Source organism: Numidum massiliense (assembly GCF_001375555.1).
Taxonomy (GTDB): domain Bacteria; phylum Bacillota; class Bacilli; order Thermoactinomycetales; family Novibacillaceae; genus Numidum; species Numidum massiliense.
Window position 1 is genome coordinate 3,203,358 of the sequence record NZ_CTDZ01000009.1, and the last position, 17,523, is coordinate 3,220,880.

Here is a 17,523-nt window from a genome sequence, read left to right on the forward strand (position 1 = left end):
ACACCCGTTCTTTTGTCCCCCAGCGGTTTGTTTTCCGCTCACGACTACATCTCCGTTAATGACAATCTACTCGTCGCGGTCGGATCCGTCCTCATACCGAGACTGTTCCCCGTCAATCGGATCTTCTTCGTCCTGTTCGCCTTCACTTACGTCTTTACCGTCATGGGCGTTCGCCTCTTCCACCCGATTGTCCATCTCTTCAACGCGAGCAATCGTCGCAACCTGTTCCTCGTCTTTCAGGGCGATCAACTTCACCCCTTGCGTATTGCGGCCCATGACAGAAATTCCGTTCACTGACTGTCGAATGATAACGCCCGCTTCAGTGACGATCATTAAATCGTCGTCTTCTAAAATGACCTTTATCCCGACGATTTCACCGTTACGTTTGGTGATGTTGAGTGTTTTGATCCCTTTACCTCCGCGCGTTTGCAAACGGTACTCGTCCAAAGACGTCCGCTTGCCGTAACCGCCTGTAGTGACGACGAGGACGTGTGCGTCTTCTTTGACGATATCCATCCCGACGACTTTGTCTCCAGCGGACAAAGTAATCCCTTTGACGCCCGTTGCGTTGCGGCCCATCGTGCGCACGTTTTTTTCCGAGAAGCGAATCGATTGCCCGTGCGCCGTACCCATAATGATTTCTCGGTCGCCGTCCGTGAGTCGCACGTCGATCAGTTCGTCGCCTTCGCGCAAGTTGATCGCAATGAGGCCTGCTTTGCGGATATTCGTATAGTCGACGAGCCGCGTTTTTTTCACGATACCGTGACGGGTAGCGAAAAACAAGAACAGCTCCTCAGAGAATTGGGTGACGGGAATAATTGCTTCGATGTATTCACCACGCTCGATTTGAATTAAGTTGATAATCGGCGTGCCGCGCGCAGCGCGCCCCATCTCCGGTATTTCGTACGCCTTTAGGCGGTATACCTTGCCGAGGTTTGAGAAAAATAAAATGTAATTGTGCGAGTTGGTAATGATCATCTGTTCGACGAAGTCGTCTTCTTTCGTTCCCATCCCGCTCATGCCGCGCCCGCCGCGCTTCTGACTGCGGTACGTCGATAGCGGCATCCGCTTCGTATAGCCGCTGTGAGTCAGAAGAACGGCGACTTCCTCTTCCGGTATGAGGTCTTCCATCTCGATGTCGCCTGGATCGTACGTAATACGCGTGCGCCGCTCATCCGCGTACTGTTCCTTAACGGCGAGTAATTCTTCGCGGATGACGGCGAGGATCTTCAGTTCGTCAGCGAGAATCGCCCGTAATTCGCTAATCGTTTGTTGCAGTTCGGCGTATTCCGCTTCGATTTTTTCCCGCTCCAGGCCTGTTAGGCGCTGCAACCGCATGTCGAGAATCGCTTGTGCTTGTTTTTCCGACAAATCGAAGCGATTCATTAAGACTGTTCTCGCTTCTTCCGTCGTCTTAGAGCCGCGAATTAAGCGAATCACTTCGTCCAAGTTATCGAGCGCGATGCGCAAGCCTTCTAAAATGTGGGCGCGTGCGAGTGCTTTATCGAGATCGAATTGCGTACGCCGCCGGATGACGTCTTTTTGGTGCTCCAAATAGTGGTAGAGAGCGTCGCGCAAGTTCAACATGCGAGGTTCGCCGTTTACGAGAGCGATCATGTTGACGCCGAAACTCGATTGTAACGCCGTTTGCTTATACAAGTTATTGAGCACGACTTGCGGGTTGGCGTCACGTCGCACTTCGATGACAATGCGGAGTCCGTCGCGGTCCGATTCATCGCGCAAGTCGGTAATATCTTCTATCTTTTTCTCGCGCACGAGTTCGGCAATCCGCTCAATGAGACGCGCTTTATTCACTAGGTACGGGATTTCTTCGACAATGATCTTGCTTTTACCGCTCTTCGCCTCTTCGATAAACGCCTTAGCGCGCATGACGATACTACCGCGCCCGGTAGCGTACGCTTCGCGAATCCCCTTCATACCGAGAATGAGAGCCCCGGTAGGAAAGTCTGGCCCTTTAATATGTTTGGCCAATTCGTCGACCGTCGCATCCGGGGCGTCGATGAGGTGGACGACTCCGTCGATCACTTCACCTAAATTGTGTGGTGGAATGTTTGTCGCCATGCCGACGGCGATTCCCGACGTCCCGTTGACGAGTAAGTTTGGAAAGCGCGCCGGCAGTACGTGTGGTTCTCGCTCCTCACCGTCGTAGTTAGGACCGAAATCGACGGTGTTTTTGCCAATATCCCTTAGTAGTTCGGTGGCAATTTTTTCTAAGCGCGCTTCGGTGTAACGGGGGGCCGCAGCGGCATCTCCGTCGATCGAGCCAAAGTTGCCGTGCCCGTCAACTAACGTGTACCGTTGAGAAAAATCTTGCGCCAAGCGCACCATCGTTTCATAAGCGGGACCGTCGCCGTGCGGATGGTATTTCCCGATGACCTCCCCGACGATACGCGCCGATTTTTTGTATGGCTTATCCGGGGTCACCCCCAATTCGTTCATCGCGTGCAAAATACGGCGGTGGACCGGCTTAAGGCCGTCGCGCACGTCGGGGAGCGCCCGACTGACGATGACACTCATCGCGTAGTCCATGAACGAATGGCGCATTTCTTGACTTATATTTACTTCGAGAATTCGCTCGTTACGTTCCGACATGAAATAATCCTCCGCTCATTCGTACTATACGTCTAAATTGCGCACTGTTTTGGCGTGTTGCTGAATAAACTCACGTCGCGGCGCGACGCGATCGCCCATTAACGTCTCAAAAATTTCGTCTGCTTCCATCGCGTCTTCGAGACTCACTTTAAGCAACGTACGGTTTTCCGGATCCATCGTCGTTTCCCACAACTGTTCGGGATTCATTTCCCCGAGACCTTTATACCGTTGCAAGTTGGGTCGCGGACGCTCGCCGATTTCCGCGAAGATGCGATCTTTTTCTTTGTCGTCGTACGCGTAGTACACTGATTTTCCCTGCTCGATTTTGTACAGCGGCGGTTGCGCGATGAGCACGTACCCTGCTTCGATGAGCGGGCGCATGTAGCGAAAGAAGAAAGTGAGCAACAACGTGCGTATGTGTGCCCCGTCGACGTCAGCGTCGGTCATAATAATGATTTTGTGGTAACGCGCTTTGGAAAGGTCAAAGTCTTCGCTTATGCCGGTACCGAGCGCGGTGATAATCATGCGAATTTCTTTGTTCGACAAAATTTTGTCTAACCGCGCCTTCTCGACGTTAATAACCTTACCCCGAAGCGGTAAGATCGCTTGAAACTTGCGGTCGCGCCCTTGTTTGGCCGAACCGCCGGCGGAGTCCCCCTCAACGATGTACAGTTCACTGATCGACGCGTCGCGCGAGGAGCAGTCCGCTAATTTCCCCGGTAAGGAGCTCACTTCCAAGGCACTTTTCCGCCGCGTCAGCTCCCGCGCTTTACGTGCTGCTTCGCGCGCCCGCGCCGCCATGAGCGATTTATCGATTACTTTTTTCGCCACAGCCGGATTTTCCTGCAAAAACTCGGACAACGCTTCTGCGAACAGTGATTCAGTAATGTAACGCGCCTCACTGTTGCCGAGTTTCGTCTTTGTCTGTCCTTCGAATTGCGGTTCGCGTAGCTTAATGCTAATGACCGCCGTTAGCCCTTCGCGCACGTCGTCTCCACTTAAATTCGCTTCGTTTTCTTTTAACAAGTTGTTTTTGCGCGCATAATCGTTAATGACGCGCGTCAACGCCGCTTTAAAGCCCGACTCGTGTGTCCCGCCTTCGTGCGTGTGAATGTTGTTCGCAAACGAGTATATATTCGACGTGTAGCTGTCGTTGTACTGCATCGCGATTTCGATACTGACGTCCTCTTTTTCCCCTTGGACGACGATCGGTTTCTGATGCAGCACGTCGCGGTTGCGGTTTAAGTAGGTGACGAACTCACTGAGCCCGCCTTCGTACGCGTACGTGTCTTCACGCACTTTGCCTTCTTCGTCTTTGCGTTCGTCGCGCACAGTTATACGTAAACCGCTGTTCAGAAAGGCCAGTTCGCGCAGCCGCCCTTGCAAAATGGTGTAGTCGAATGCCGTTACTTCGGTAAAAATTTCCGGATCGGGTTTAAACGTGACGCACGTACCGTGCGCTTTCGTTTTCCCGACGACTTCTAGCGGACTAATCGGCACGCCGCGGCGGTACTGCTGCTCGTACACGTTTCCTTTTTGCTCTACACGCACTTTAAGCGATGCGGAAAGGGCGTTGACGACTGACACCCCGACGCCGTGCAATCCACCGGAAACTTTGTACCCTTCGCCACCGAATTTACCGCCGGCGTGTAACATCGTCATGACCGTTTCCACCGTCGACTTGCCCGTTTTTTCATGGACGCCGGTCGGGATTCCTGCACCGTTGTCCGTCACGCTCACACTGTCGTCTTCGTGGACGGTGACGACGATGTGGTCACAGCGCCCAGCTAGCGCTTCGTCAATCGCGTTGTCGACGACTTCCCACACTAAGTGGTGCAAGCCGCGGCTACTCGTCGAACCGATGTACATCCCCGGTCGTTTGCGAACAGCTTCCAACCCTTCTAACACTTGAATTTGTGACTCGTCGTACACGTGTGTTTGCTCTTTGCCCAAAGAGTATCACCTACTCCATATCATTTGTCAGTAAATGGATGATTCCAATCGGCGCTTTAACGTGAAAGATGAAATGGGTGAATAGTACAACCCTCGCTTCGTCACCACGATTGACTTTATTTCTTCCGCTTCCGCTAAATACCGATACCGTTCGCCAAACGCGTGCCGTGGCAGCGGCGCTGTCTTTTCGATATCGATCGAGAGCACAGCAATAACAGCATCTGCTTGGATGACGGTCGTCCCGCCGATATCGACATACATTACGCTTTCCTCACCTTTCCACTCTCCACGTCGTAAATAGCGGCTTGCTTGAGCGCGCCGACGTGGATGTCCGCAGTACTCGTCGTCGTCACGAATGTTTGCACTTTTTGCCGAATCGTTTGCAGTAAATGCGTTTGCCGCGATTCGTCTAGCTCAGATAATACGTCGTCTAAAAGTAAAATCGGGTACTCGCCAATCTCTTCAAAAATAAGTTCTATTTCAGCTAGCTTTAAGGAAAGGGCGGTCGTCCGCTGTTGCCCTTGCGAACCGAACGTCTGTACATCGATGCCGTTGACCGCAAAGGCGACGTCGTCGCGGTGTGGCCCGACGAGTGTCAGCCCCCGTTCCCGCTCGCTCGCTCGGCGTTTTTTCAGTTGTTCGTGGTACATATCTGCTAATTCGGTTGGCTCTATTTCGTCCTCTGCGAGAAACGTCCGGTAGGTGAGTGCAAGTGTTTCTTGTTCATTCGTAATTTGTGACTGGATCGTTTGTGCCCAAGTTTCTAGTTTACGAATAAAGTGCCTTCTTTTCAAGAAAACCTCCACGCCGGATGCGACGAGCTGCTCGTTTAACACTTCTAACAAAACCTCGCCGCCGGACGTGCGCCGCAAATTTTTGAGCAAGTTGTTGCGCTGCGCGAGTATTTGATTGTACCGCGATAAATGATGGACGTATGCCGGCTTTACTTGACTAATGGCGACGTCGAGAAAGCGGCGGCGCATGCCCGGACTCCCTTTGACGATAGCCAAGTCCTCTGGCGCGAACATGACCGCGTTCAGCGTGCCGATATAGTCCGATAGCCGGCGTTGTTCCACTCCGTTCCGCTTTACTTTTTTACCTTTGCCCGAAAGCACGACTTCCAAACGGTGTGTGCGACCGTCGCGCGCCATTTCCGCCTTCAGAATACTAAAAGGGGTCTGCCAGCGAATCAGTTCGCGTTCGCGGTGCGTCCGATGCGATTTGCCTAAGGCGAGCAAATAAAGCGCTTCTAGTACGTTCGTTTTTCCTTGCGCATTCGCACCGCGAAAGATGACAACCTGTTCGGGAAACGCGCCACAAAACGACTCGTAGTTGCGGAAATCAGTGAGTTGTAAGCTGTTCACGCGCAAAGCGATTCCTCCTACGACGGTGCGACGACGGAAACTGTCCCCCAACCGTCAACTGTTACGACATCTCCGGCGACAAGTTTACGACCGCGCCGGGATTCCGTCTCACCGTTAACAAGTACTTCTCGCTCTTGGAGAAACCACTTAGCTTGTCCCCCTGTTTGAATAATATCGAGCCGTTTCAATAGTTGCCCTAGCGTGATGTGTGCAGTCTCCAATACAAATTGTTCCACTTTGCGCTCACTCCTAATACGTGCGAACAGGCAAGATTAAGTAAAGGCAATGGTCGCCGTCGGTTGGTACAATGACGAAAGGCGCCATCGGACCGATAAATTCGATGCGGATCTGCCCACTGTCAAGCACGCGCAGTACATCCATCATAAATTTGGCGTTAAAGGAGATGTGTAACGGTTCGCCTTCGATCTCCTTCACTTGCACCGATTCCGATACTCTGCCGATTTCCGGTGTATGAGCCGAGATTTCGACTTTCTGATCGTCTGTCTCTAATTTTACCACATTATCTTTGCCCGCTTTCGTTAAAACAGCTGCGCGGTCGATCGAATTGAGTAATTCGCGCGTATCGAGCACCATTTTTATTTTACCCGATTGGGGAATAATGCGCGACGTGTCGGGATAATTCCCCTCTAACAAACGCGAATAAAACAAAATGTGTTTCGATTTAACCAATAGTTGGTTATCGGCGACAACGACGTCGGCGAGCTCATCGTCGTCTTCCAATATTTTGTTTAAATCCGACAAACTTTTTCCCGGTACGACGACGTTGTGAAAACTGTGCTCGCCCGTTACTTCTACTTGTGCGTCTCGCTGCGCCAAGCGGTGACTGTCAGTGGCGACAAACCGCAGGTTTCCTTCCTCAAGCTGCCAAAGTACGCCCGTTAAAATCGGGCGCGATTCCGTTGTCGACACGGCAAATGACGTCTGCCGGATCATTGCCTTGAGTAGACGGTTGGGGAGGCTGAATACTTTGTCTTCGACCAGCCGCGGCAAGCGCGGAAATTCATTCGCGTTCATGCCGTTTAGCTGAAAATCTGCTTGGCCAGAGCGAATGGTCGTCGTATATTGCGGATGTACTTCGATTTCCACCGTATGCCCCGGCAGCTTGCGGACGATTTCCGAAAACAGGCGCGCTGGAAGGACGATACTTCCCGTTTGTTCAACTTCGAGTACAGGATCGTCATCAATCGTTTGCGGTATTTCCACTTGTACAGAAATGTTTGAATCACTAGCCGTCAATGTGCAGTGTGACTCTTCGACTGTCAGTTTAATCCCGGTCAAGATCGGTGTCGTCGTCTGCGCGGATACGGCAATTGTTACGTGGGATACAGCTTCGACGAGCGGTTGTTTTCGTATCGAGAATTTCATCAAAAAAAGAGCCTCCTAATAATGAATGATCGCGACATATATTAATAAATCTTTAATAAAACAGTAGTAATAGTCATAGGCGCTGTGAGTATGTGGATAACACGCAAAATGCTAGGAAATGCCGATATACACAGGCTGGGGATAACCTGTGTATAAAAGTGCGTGCTTATGCACATTTTCCGACTTGTGCATAACGCCGTCCGGTGGCGTCGGGCACGTACATCACCTTTTAAAAGTGTTGCCCGGTTACCCGGTTACCTAGCCTTTTAGCCGTTTTTAATACTTTCGGTCAACGTGTGGATCGCCTGGTTCAATTCCGCATCGCTCTGACGTTGTTTAGCGATCTTGTCATACGCGTGAATAACGGTCGTATGGTCGCGTCCGCCGAATTCTTCCCCGATTTTCGGCAAGGAAAAGTCGGTCAACTCGCGCGAGAGATACATCGCGATTTGCCGTGGGAAAACGACGGTACGCGTGCGCCGCTTCGCCTTCATGTCTTCGACGCGCAGTTTGTAGTAGTCACTCACGACACGTTGAATGTCGTGAATGGTAACTACTTTCGGCCGATTTGCCGGGATAATATCTTTAAGTGCTTCGGCGGCGAGCTCGACGTTGATCTCCCGGTTGGTGAGCGAAGAATAGGCGACGATGCGAATAAGTGCTCCCTCGAGTTCGCGAATGTTCGTGTCGATTTGATTGGCGATGTACACCATGACGTCGTTAGAAATAACGAATCCTTCCGCTTTTGCCTTCTTGCGCAAGATAGCGATGCGCGTCTCTAAGTCTGGGGGCTGGATATCGGTAATGAGTCCCCATTCGAACCGGGAGCGTAACCGATCCTCTAATGTCGGGATTTCCTTCGGTGGACGGTCGCTCGAGATGACGATTTGTTTTCCTTCCTCGTGCAACGTATTAAACGTATGGAAAAATTCCTCTTGCGTTTGCTCTTTGCCAGCGAGAAATTGAATGTCGTCGATCAACAAGACGTCGATGTTGCGGTATTTGTTGCGAAACTCGACCGGATTGTTGTCGCGGATGGCGTTAATAAATTCGTTCGTAAATTTTTCCGACGACAAGTACACGATTTTCGCTTCCGGGGTGTGGTCGCGCACGTAATGGCCGATCGCGTGCATGAGATGCGTTTTTCCAAGTCCGACTCCGCCGTAAATAAAGAGCGGGTTGTACGATTTTGCCGGCGCCTCTGCGACAGCGAGGGAGGCGGCGTGCGCGAAAATATTTCCGTCGCCGACGACAAACGTATCGAACGTATACTTAGAGTTAAACATGTTGCGGTGTTCGTCGTCCGGTAGCGGGCGCGGCGGCAGTTGTGGTTTCGAGCGCTCAGTTTGTGGCGACGTTTCTTCTTCCGGAATGATAAATTTGATGTCGATTTTCATGCCGGTCAATTCTTCGATCGTGTCTTGAATAAACGCGATGTAATGTTTCGCTAACCAATTGCGTACAAATATATTCGGCGTTCCGATAATGAGGGTGCCGTCTTCGTACGTGACTACTTTCGTTTGCGCGAGCCACGTATCGAAACTCGGTTTACTCACCTTACCTTCAATGGCCTGTAACGTTTCATGCCACAGCTGTTCAACTGTTTCGGCCATAGGTTGCATGTGCCTTGCTCCTTTCCCCAATTTTCCCATGAAGAATTAAGCCGCAGCGTGCGGCTTACGATTTAGGAGTGTCACCCAAATATGTAGTAACTAACTGCGGCCGTAAAATATTTTTACTTTCAGTGCCAATCCAGTGCCGATCGGAATGGCGGTTACGTTTATATAGTGTATCGAAATATGCACATAGTGTGCCTCAAAATATACACATCCCGCCGCACTTGTCCACAACGTTATCCACAGCCTGTGAATAAAAGCAGGTATTTTCCGGTTTTCCACATGGCAAAAGTAAGTTAATCATATCAGATTAACCTTGCTGCTGCAATGAATACACCTGTTCTCGTACAGTTATCTACAAGTAGTGGGCGCGCGTTATCCACACCACTATATTTTGTGAATAACTGTTTGACTAGCTGTCGAAAATGAGGAAAGGGTGTCGAAGATTGTCCACAAGAGGAAAAGTAAGGTGTCAATAAATTGTGGGTGGCAAGGGAGGTCGCTTGCCTTGACAAAGAAAAAGTATGCTCGTTATAATATGTGAGACTGTCTACTGAAAATGTATGATACGTTCATATTGGATTTTTAGTGTCGACGAGGGAGGTGCCGACCCAGGTGAAACGCACATTTCAGCCGAATGTACGGAAGCGTCACAAAGTACACGGTTTTCGCAAGCGGATGAGTACAAAAAACGGTCGTAAAGTCATTAAGAACCGTCGCCGCAAAGGAAGAAAAGTGTTATCTGCCTAGGCCACCGTTTTTAAGTGGCCTATTTTCATTTTGTGTGAGGATGACGATCGTTCATGCAGCAGCAATATCGCCTCAGAAAACGGCGTGATTTTCAGCGCGTGTTTAAATACGGAAGATCGGTTGCCAACCGTCACTTTGTCGTGTACGCCCTGAAAAAGAATGGTCAAACGTCAGTGCGGGTCGGTGTTTCCGTCAGTAAAAAGGTCGCAAAGCGCGCCGTCGACCGCAACCGCGTGAAGCGTTTGGTGAAAGAGGTCGTGCGGCAGTGGGTGGGGCAACTCGCGCCTGAATACGACATTGTCGTCATTGCCCGCGGTGCTGCGGTCGACTTAAGCTACGGGCGCGTCGAGCAAAGTTTACACCATGTATTGAAGAAATCCCTACTTTTTACACGTGGGAAGTGAGGGGTTTTTATGCGTACTGTCATGCTTCTGCTCATTAACTTTTACCGCAAAGTGCTCTCACCGTTAAAACCGCCGACATGTCGGTTTTATCCGACGTGTTCCGCGTACGCTTATGAAGCGATTGCGCGCTACGGCGCGTTCAAAGGCGGTTGGCTAGCTTTTAAGCGGATTTGTAAGTGTCACCCGTTTCATCCGGGCGGAATAGATCGTGTACCTTAACGAGGAGTGGTGACTTTTGTTACGACGAAAGCGGTATGTCGCGATTACACTCATTATTTGCTTCGCCGTCGTTATGGCAGGGTGTTCGACGGCAGATTTGCAGAAGAAAGAAATTGACCCGAACAACGGTTTTTGGGATCGCTTTTTCGTTTACCCGTTAAACTTAGCTTTAGAATGGTTTGCCAAATTACTGTTTAACATATACGGGCTTTCCATTTTAGTTGTCACGATTATATTACGGTTGCTTATATTGCCGCTGACGGTAAAGCAACTAAAAAGTTCAAAGGCAATGCAGGCGATTCAGCCGGAAATGAAAAAGATTCAGGAGAAATACCGGAACAACCAGCAGAAAATGCAAGAAGAGACGATGAAGTTGATGCAAAAGCATAACGTCAATCCGCTCGCCGGCTGTTTACCGCTCCTCGTGCAAATGCCGATTTTAATCGCTTTTTACCAAGCGATTATGCGTAATGCACACATTAGTGAAGCGAGTTTTCTCTGGTTACAACTCGGGAGTCCGGACCCGTACTATATTTTGCCCGTCGTCGCTGGGATCACGACGTACTTACAGCAAAAGTTAATTACCGTCAATACGAACCCACAAATGAAGGCGATGCTAACGATCATGCCGCTGTTCATCGTGTTCGTAGCCATTAACTTGCCGTCTGCCCTTGCGCTTTACTGGGTATATGGTAACCTATTCACAATGGTGCAATCTTACTTTCTCCGGGACATGTACAATGGACGTAAGGAAGGTGCTGTCAAGTGAATAAAGTGACGGCCTCAGGGAAAACGGTGGAAGAAGCGATCGAACGGGCACTGGCCCAATTAAATACAGTCCGCGAGAAGGTCGAAGTACACGTCATCGAAGAGCCTTCTCGCGGCTTCCTCGGTTTTTTCGGCAGTAAGGAAGCGAAAGTGGAAGTCGTGCGCATCGCCGACCCGCTGCATGATGCGATCGCATTTTTGAAGGATGTAACGTCGAAGATGAACTTAGCGATCGATGTGTCCGCTGAAGATAACGACGCGCACACGGTCTTACATCTGCGAGGAGACAATATTGGCATGGTGATTGGCCGCCGCGGCCAGACGTTAGACGCGCTCCAGTACTTAACGAATATCGTCGCCAACCGGGCACATGCGCGGCGCATGCGCTTTGTACTCGACGCCGAGAACTATCGCCAGCGGCGCCTAGAGGCGTTGGAAAAGCTGGCCGACCGCCTCGTGGAAAAAGTTAAGCGTTACCGCCGCGAAATACGGTTAGAGCCGATGAATCCGCTCGAGCGGAAAATCATTCACACGCAAGTACAAAAGCACAGCGGAGTGACCACGTACAGCGAAGGAGACGAACCGTACCGCCGGGTTGTCATCGCGCCGCGGGAAGGGAAGTAAGGGCAAGCCGATTTAAGGGAAAGCGGAGGTTGTGAGGGAGTAAGTGTACACACGCGGTAACATTTTTTGTAAGTCACAGGGGCTAAAGGGCTATCTTACGTGTCTTGTCTCTCCGCTTGTTTAATGCGCGGCGTTGTCGTTTTATGCGACGGCCAAATGTGTATCATTAGAATGAAAGCGCTGTAATACCGAAGACTCGTCGGGGATTTTCTTCGGCAAAGAATGTGAAGAGGTGATCAAAAGGGCTTTTTTACTAAGGAAATATTGAAATTATTAATCGTCCAATAAGAACGACTAGCAGCCCTTGTCTCCTCGATTAGTATACACAAGGGAGAATTGACTAAAAGTGTTTCATCCAGTTCACTGGTCTAGTCTTGTTACGGTTGCCGCCCATGCCGCTTTTTGTCAATAGAAGTTGCGACCATCACAAGCGATCTGATCGATTATTTAGCGGCCGTTACCGTAAAGCCCACCATACAAAAAAAAACCTTGCGCAGGTTTTTTCTTCGCCACTCAGTTAGACAAAGCACGCTAACCGCTGCTACGCGCCCCCAGAGGAAAAGATTTTAGCAGACCGCCCTGTGGATAAAATAGCGCTTGTACATGGTAATTGTTATCCACATGTGTTAATCTTTACTGTTAGGAAAAACTAATATCAACAGTTGTGGATCGTTTGAATGTGGAGTGAATACGAATGTTAGATACAGATACGATTGCGGCTGTCGCCACTCCGATGGGAGAGGGAGGCATCGCGATCATTCGCGTAAGCGGAGCGGAAGCGATCGCCGTCGTGGATTGCGTGTTCCGAGGGAAACAACGCTTATCCACTGTGGACAGCCACACGATTCATTATGGGCATATCTGTGCGACAGAGAGCGGGGAAACGTTGGACGAAGTGATGGTGACGGTGATGAAGAGTCCGAAGACGTTTACGCGCGAAGATGTCGTTGAAATAAATTGTCACGGGGGCGTTATTCCCGTGAAGCGCGTCTTAGAGGAAGTGCTCCGCGCGGGGGCGCGTTTGGCGGAACCGGGCGAATTCACGAAGCGCGCTTTTTTAAACGGGCGCATCGATTTGTCGCAGGCGGAGGCGGTCATTGACTTAATTCGCGCGAAGACCGACCGGGCGGCGAAACAAGCAGTCGGACAGATGGAAGGGAAGCTGTCGCGCATGGTTCAGCCGTTGCGACAGCGCATTCTCGAGCTGTTGGCAGCGATTGAAGTGAATATCGACTACCCGGAATACGATGCGGAACAAGTGACGTTCGAGTTAGTGTTAACGGCCGGAGAAGAGATCCAAGCCCACATCGGCCGTTTACTTCGTACGGCAGAACAAGGTAAAATTTTAAGAGAAGGTATTCAAACGGCAATCATCGGCAGACCGAACGTCGGGAAGTCGTCGTTGCTCAACGCGTTAGTGCAGGAAAATAGGGCGATTGTAACCGATATTCCCGGAACGACGCGGGACGTCATTGAAGAATACGTCAACGTGCGCGGCGTGCCGCTGCACCTAGTCGATACGGCCGGGATCCGCAAAACGGAAGACGTCGTCGAGCGGATCGGCGTCGAACGGTCCGAGCGCGCGCTCGAGGTCGCCGATTTGTTACTAGTGGTCGTCGATAGCAGTGCACCGCTCAACGCTGAAGACGAGCGACTGCTCACTTTGACGCGCGAACGGAAAGGGATTGTCATCGCAAATAAAATGGACTTGCCACAGGCGCTCAGCGATGCGGACATTAAGCAGTACACCGGGGAGACAACGCCGCTCGTCCACCTATCGCTACGCCGCGAAGAAGGGATCGAAGAATTGGAAAAGGCGGTCGCCGCATTGTTCTTCGGCGGTGAATTAGCGGCTGACGATGCGGTTTACGTTAGCAACGTGCGCCATATTCACTTGTTGGAGCAGGCTTTAGACAGCTTACAGGAAGCGTTAGCTGCTGCCGGGCAAGAGATGCCGATTGACATGGTGCAAATCGATTTGCGGCGCACGTGGGAATTACTCGGCGAAATCATTGGCGATACAGTGGCCGAAGATCTCGTCGACCAACTGTTTTCTCAATTTTGTCTCGGGAAATAAGGGGGCTTTACGATGTCATACGAAGGTGGCCATTTTGACGTCATCGTCATCGGCGCTGGCCACGCCGGGTGCGAATCTGCCCTGGCGGCGGCGCGCATGGGCTGCTCGACCTTGCTATTGACACTCAGTTTAGACACGATAGCGTTCATGCCGTGTAACCCGTCGATCGGCGGTCCGGCGAAAGGGCACGTCGTGCGCGAAATTGATGCGCTCGGCGGCGAGATGGCGCGCAATATCGACCAGACATATATTCAAATTCGCATGCTCAACACCGGTAAAGGGCCAGCAGTGCGCGCCTTGCGCGCCCAGGCGGATAAATTTTTGTATCAACAGGTGATGAAAGGGACGCTGGAAAGCGAACCTAATTTGTTGTTGCGGCAAGCGATGGTCGAAGAGTTAATTGTCGAGGACGGTACCGTGAAAGGAGTCCTTACGAAGACAGGTGCGACGTACACAGCGGAAGCGGTCGTATTAACGACGGGCACGTACTTGCGCGGCAAGGTGATTCTCGGGGAATTGGCCTACGAAAGCGGCCCAAACAACCAGCAGCCTTCGATTAATTTATCGTATAATTTACAGGCGCTCGGTTTTGACCTCGTCCGCTTTAAGACGGGGACGCCGCCGCGCGTGCATCGGGACAGTATCGATTTTGATAAAATGGAGGTTCAGCCAGGGGACGAGGAACCGCGCGCGTTTTCTTATGAGACGACGACGTTCAATCAAGACCAGTTGCCGTGTTGGCTCACGTTTACGAAAGAGGAAACGCACCAAGTCATTCGCGATAATTTGCATCGCGCGCCGATGTATTCCGGTATTATTGAAGGGACGGGACCGCGCTACTGCCCGTCGATCGAAGATAAGATCGTCCGCTTCGCCGACAAAAACCGGCACCAAGTATTTTTGGAACCGGAAGGGCGCCATACGGCAGAAATGTACGTGCAAGGGCTGTCGACGAGCTTGCCGGAAGAAGTGCAACAGCGCATGTTGCGCACCGTCCCCGGTATGGAGGACGTGCGTATGATGCGCGCTGGCTACGCGATTGAGTACGACGCAATCGTACCGACGCAACTGTGGCCGTCGCTAGAGACGAAACGGGTGAAAAACTTGTTTACTGCCGGACAAATCAACGGTACGTCAGGTTATGAAGAGGCGGCCGGACAAGGGATTATGGCGGGCATTAACGCCGCGCGCCGAGTACAGAAGCAAGAACCGCTCGTCCTTGACCGTTCCGAGGCGTACATCGGCGTTATGATTGACGACCTCGTGACCAAAGGGACGAATGAGCCGTACCGACTGTTGACGTCGCGTGCCGAATTTCGCCTGTTGCTCCGGCACGATAACGCCGACTGGCGCCTGACGGACATCGGCTATCGGATCGGCTTAATTAAAGAAGAGCGCTACGTGCGCTTTCAGCAAAAGAAGGCGGCAGTTGAGGCGGAACTTCAGCGACTGCAAGAGACGAAAGTGCGTCCGGAGCCGGAAGTACAAGCGATTTTGGAAAGAATTGATTCCAAACGGTTGGACAACGCTGTCCCTCTGGCGAGCCTGCTCAGGCGGCCAGAAGTGAAATACACGCACATCGCGCAAATGAGTCCGCCAGAGCAACCACTCGGTGACGACGTACAAGAACAAGTAGAAGTACAGATCAAATACGAAGGGTACATCCGTAAATCGTTGCTGCAAGTGGAGCGGATGAAAAAGCTAGAGAACAAGCGGATTCCGGATTGGGTTGACTATGACCGCATTTCCGGACTCGCCTCGGAATCGCGAGAGAAACTGAAGAGGATCCAACCGGTGTCGATCGGCCAAGCGAGCCGCATTTCCGGCGTTAATCCGGCTGACATCTCCATCCTGCTCGTATATATTGAACAAGGTGGGCGTATTCACAATGCGACATGACGATTTAGAAGAACGATTTGCTGCGCGACTGAAAGAGCAAGGGATTCAGTTATCTGCTCTACAGCGCGACCAGTTTGCGCGTTATTACGAACTGCTCGTCCAGTGGAACAAAAAAATGAACTTGACGGCGATTACGGAGCGGCCAGACGTGTATTGGAAACATTTTTACGATTCCCTGACGCTCGCCTTTGGGCAAGGCGTAAGCGACGTACGTTACGTGATCGATGTCGGCTCGGGAGCTGGATTTCCTAGCTTGCCGTTGAAAATTGCATTCCCTCACCTGCAAGTAACGATTGTCGACTCGTTAAACAAACGGCTCACTTTTTTGCGCGAGCTGTGTACGGAGTTGCTTTTAAGTGATGTACAGACAGTACACGCGCGCGCAGAAGCGCTCGGGCAAGACGGCGATTACCGCGAGGCGTTTGACCTCGTCACCGCGCGTGCCGTCGCACGGTTGAACGTGTTAAGTGAATACTGTCTGCCCTTTGCTCGCGTCGGTGGCCAGTTTGTAGCGATGAAAGCGGACGCTTATGAAGAAGAATTGCACGAAGCGGAGCGGGCGATTGCGCGACTCGGCGGCCGGGTGAGCAACACGCAAACTCTTGCGTTGCCGGAACAGCTCGGTAGCCGAGCAATCATTACGATTACAAAGGAGCACGTCACGCCGAAAAAATATCCACGCCAACCGGGTACGCCAGCGAAATCGCCACTGTAATAAAAAAAAACATCTACTTTAAACGACACCTTTCGACTCGTTCAACGATGTATCGACACGTTTCGCAATGTTTCACGTGGAACATTGTCGAACGGGCTCGTATAATTGACGTAGCATAACATTTTCCGTTAGCAGGGAAATAAGGTAAAATGACGAATAGTTAGGGGAAGGGAAAGTAGGTGGTATACGGTGATGAAAGAACCGTTTGCACGATGGTTTGGATCGCAAACGAATGGCGGACGGACAGAAGAACACGTCGTGCAACTGTCGGTTGAACTCATTGATCCGAGCCCATATCAGCCGCGCACGGTGTTTAACGACGACAAACTGGAAGAACTGTGTCAAACGATCCGCACTCACGGCATCATCCAGCCGATCGTCGTGCGTAAAAAAGGCGACAGGTATGAGTTGATCGCCGGCGAGAGGCGGCTGCGAGCGGTAAAAAAACTAGAATTAGAGAGTATACCCGGTATTGTCCGCGAGTTTAACGATAGCCAAGCGGCTTCGATGGCACTTATAGAAAACTTACAACGTGAAGGGTTAACGGCGATCGAGGAAGCGATCGCTTATCGCCAGTTAATCGACTTGCACGGCCTCACACAAGAAAGTCTTGCGCAACGGTTAGGTAAAGGTCAGTCGACGATAGCAAATAAACTGCGCTTACTCGCACTGTCGCAAGTCGTGCAAGATGCGTTGATGCAGCGAAAACTGACGGAGCGGCACGCACGGGCGTTACTCGCCCTGGACGATGCACAAATGCAAGAAAGTATGTTAAAAGAGATCATAGAAAAAGAGTTAAACGTCAAGCAAACGGAAAAACGCGTTCAGCAGTTGCGAGAGCAACAACGCGGCAATAAGAAACGTAAGAAACGCTCCGCCATTTCGCGCGACACGCGGTTAGCGCTCAATACGATTCGCCAATCAGTAGATATGATTGCGAAGACGGGGTTCGAGGTGTCAACCGACGAGAAAGAGTTCGACAACTACATCCAATTCGTCATAAAAATTCCGAAATAGGAACGGACCGGTTCATTCTATTTTCGTTTTTTACTAAATGATGGTGACTCGAGAACGCTTTTCTCGTTATATGATGGTAGTGACATCATATCATTCCCGTTCAGTGGAAGTAAGTTGC

Annotated in this window: 16 protein-coding genes; 9 read left to right on the top strand and 7 right to left on the bottom strand. The window is 51.2% G+C overall.

The features are described 5' to 3' along the window. Positions 1-66: 66 nt before the first annotated feature. The 7 genes from gyrA to dnaA all read right to left on the bottom strand — a co-directional run bounded on the left by gyrA (position 67) and on the right by dnaA (position 8,929). The gene (gene gyrA, locus BN1247_RS15055; protein WP_054951096.1) at positions 67-2,613 is read right to left on the bottom strand and encodes a DNA gyrase subunit A; all 2,547 of its coding nucleotides are present in this window, start codon (positions 2,611-2,613) and stop codon (positions 67-69) included. A gap of 24 nt (positions 2,614-2,637) precedes the next feature. Further along, complete coding sequence (gene gyrB, locus BN1247_RS15060; protein WP_054951097.1) at positions 2,638-4,566, bottom strand: DNA topoisomerase (ATP-hydrolyzing) subunit B; 1,929 nt, start codon at positions 4,564-4,566, stop codon at positions 2,638-2,640. Positions 4,567-4,593: 27 nt separating this feature from the next. Then, a complete protein-coding gene (remB, locus tag BN1247_RS15065) occupies positions 4,594-4,827 on the bottom strand; it encodes an extracellular matrix regulator RemB (RefSeq protein ID WP_054951098.1) in 234 nt (77 codons plus the stop codon). Continuing rightward, positions 4,827-5,936, bottom strand: coding sequence for a DNA replication/repair protein RecF (gene recF, locus BN1247_RS15070; protein WP_054951099.1), 1,110 nt, complete (start codon positions 5,934-5,936; stop codon positions 4,827-4,829). Before recF ends, remB begins: the two co-directional genes overlap by 1 nt. Before the next feature lie 11 nt (positions 5,937-5,947). Then, the gene (gene yaaA / locus BN1247_RS15075; protein ID WP_054951100.1) at positions 5,948-6,166 is read right to left on the bottom strand and encodes a S4 domain-containing protein YaaA; all 219 of its coding nucleotides are present in this window, start codon (positions 6,164-6,166) and stop codon (positions 5,948-5,950) included. 13 nt (positions 6,167-6,179) lie between these two features. Further along, a complete protein-coding gene (dnaN, locus tag BN1247_RS15080; RefSeq protein ID WP_054951101.1) occupies positions 6,180-7,316 on the bottom strand; it encodes a DNA polymerase III subunit beta in 1,137 nt (378 codons plus the stop codon). 266 nt (positions 7,317-7,582) lie between these two features. Next, positions 7,583-8,929, bottom strand: a complete 1,347-nt coding sequence (dnaA, locus tag BN1247_RS15085) for a chromosomal replication initiator protein DnaA (protein ID WP_054951688.1) — start codon at positions 8,927-8,929, stop codon at positions 7,583-7,585. A gap of 618 nt (positions 8,930-9,547) precedes the next feature. Between dnaA and rpmH the strand changes: the two genes are divergently transcribed. The 9 genes from rpmH (at position 9,548) to noc (ending at position 17,405) form a co-directional block, all read left to right on the top strand. Next, positions 9,548-9,682, top strand: coding sequence for a 50S ribosomal protein L34 (gene rpmH / locus BN1247_RS15090; protein ID WP_054951102.1), 135 nt, complete (start codon positions 9,548-9,550; stop codon positions 9,680-9,682). Positions 9,683-9,735: 53 nt separating this feature from the next. Continuing rightward, entirely contained in the window at positions 9,736-10,086 is a 351-nt protein-coding gene (gene rnpA / locus BN1247_RS15095) for a ribonuclease P protein component (RefSeq protein WP_054951103.1), read from the top strand. A gap of 9 nt (positions 10,087-10,095) precedes the next feature. Continuing rightward, positions 10,096-10,305 (top strand): membrane protein insertion efficiency factor YidD, encoded by a 210-nt coding sequence (yidD, locus tag BN1247_RS15100; protein WP_054951104.1) that lies wholly within the window; start codon positions 10,096-10,098, stop codon positions 10,303-10,305. A gap of 16 nt (positions 10,306-10,321) precedes the next feature. Continuing rightward, positions 10,322-11,074, top strand: coding sequence for a membrane protein insertase YidC (gene yidC / locus BN1247_RS15105; RefSeq protein ID WP_390622051.1), 753 nt, complete (start codon positions 10,322-10,324; stop codon positions 11,072-11,074). Then, a complete protein-coding gene (jag, locus tag BN1247_RS15110) occupies positions 11,071-11,697 on the top strand; it encodes an RNA-binding cell elongation regulator Jag/EloR (RefSeq protein ID WP_054951105.1) in 627 nt (208 codons plus the stop codon). Before yidC ends, jag begins: the two co-directional genes overlap by 4 nt. A 694-nt stretch (positions 11,698-12,391) precedes the next feature. Next, positions 12,392-13,774 (top strand): tRNA uridine-5-carboxymethylaminomethyl(34) synthesis GTPase MnmE, encoded by a 1,383-nt coding sequence (gene mnmE / locus BN1247_RS15115; RefSeq protein WP_054951106.1) that lies wholly within the window; start codon positions 12,392-12,394, stop codon positions 13,772-13,774. Positions 13,775-13,786: 12 nt separating this feature from the next. Then, on the top strand, positions 13,787-15,673 hold the full coding sequence (gene mnmG, locus BN1247_RS15120; RefSeq protein ID WP_054951107.1) for a tRNA uridine-5-carboxymethylaminomethyl(34) synthesis enzyme MnmG: 1,887 nt from the start codon (positions 13,787-13,789) through the stop codon (positions 15,671-15,673). Next, positions 15,663-16,388, top strand: coding sequence for a 16S rRNA (guanine(527)-N(7))-methyltransferase RsmG (gene rsmG, locus BN1247_RS15125; protein ID WP_054951108.1), 726 nt, complete (start codon positions 15,663-15,665; stop codon positions 16,386-16,388). The genes mnmG and rsmG overlap by 11 nt, the downstream gene beginning before the upstream one ends. 192 nt (positions 16,389-16,580) lie before the next feature. Further along, complete coding sequence (gene noc / locus BN1247_RS15130) at positions 16,581-17,405, top strand: nucleoid occlusion protein (RefSeq protein WP_054951109.1); 825 nt, start codon at positions 16,581-16,583, stop codon at positions 17,403-17,405. Positions 17,406-17,523: the final 118 nt, after the last annotated feature.

Coding starts and splice junctions, on each gene's coding strand:
- gyrA (WP_054951096.1), bottom strand. CDS start 2,613: ATGTCGGAACGTAACGAGCGAATTCTCGAAGTAAATATAAGTCAAGAA.
- remB (WP_054951098.1), bottom strand. CDS start 4,827: ATGTATGTCGATATCGGCGGGACGACCGTCATCCAAGCAGATGCTGTT.
- dnaN (WP_054951101.1), bottom strand. CDS start 7,316: ATGAAATTCTCGATACGAAAACAACCGCTCGTCGAAGCTGTATCCCAC.
- dnaA (WP_054951688.1), bottom strand. CDS start 8,929: ATGGCCGAAACAGTTGAACAGCTGTGGCATGAAACGTTACAGGCCATT.
- rnpA (WP_054951103.1), top strand. CDS start 9,736: ATGCAGCAGCAATATCGCCTCAGAAAACGGCGTGATTTTCAGCGCGTG.
- yidD (WP_054951104.1), top strand. CDS start 10,096: ATGCGTACTGTCATGCTTCTGCTCATTAACTTTTACCGCAAAGTGCTC.
- mnmE (WP_054951106.1), top strand. CDS start 12,392: ATGTTAGATACAGATACGATTGCGGCTGTCGCCACTCCGATGGGAGAG.
- mnmG (WP_054951107.1), top strand. CDS start 13,787: ATGTCATACGAAGGTGGCCATTTTGACGTCATCGTCATCGGCGCTGGC.
- rsmG (WP_054951108.1), top strand. CDS start 15,663: ATGCGACATGACGATTTAGAAGAACGATTTGCTGCGCGACTGAAAGAG.
- noc (WP_054951109.1), top strand. CDS start 16,581: ATGAAAGAACCGTTTGCACGATGGTTTGGATCGCAAACGAATGGCGGA.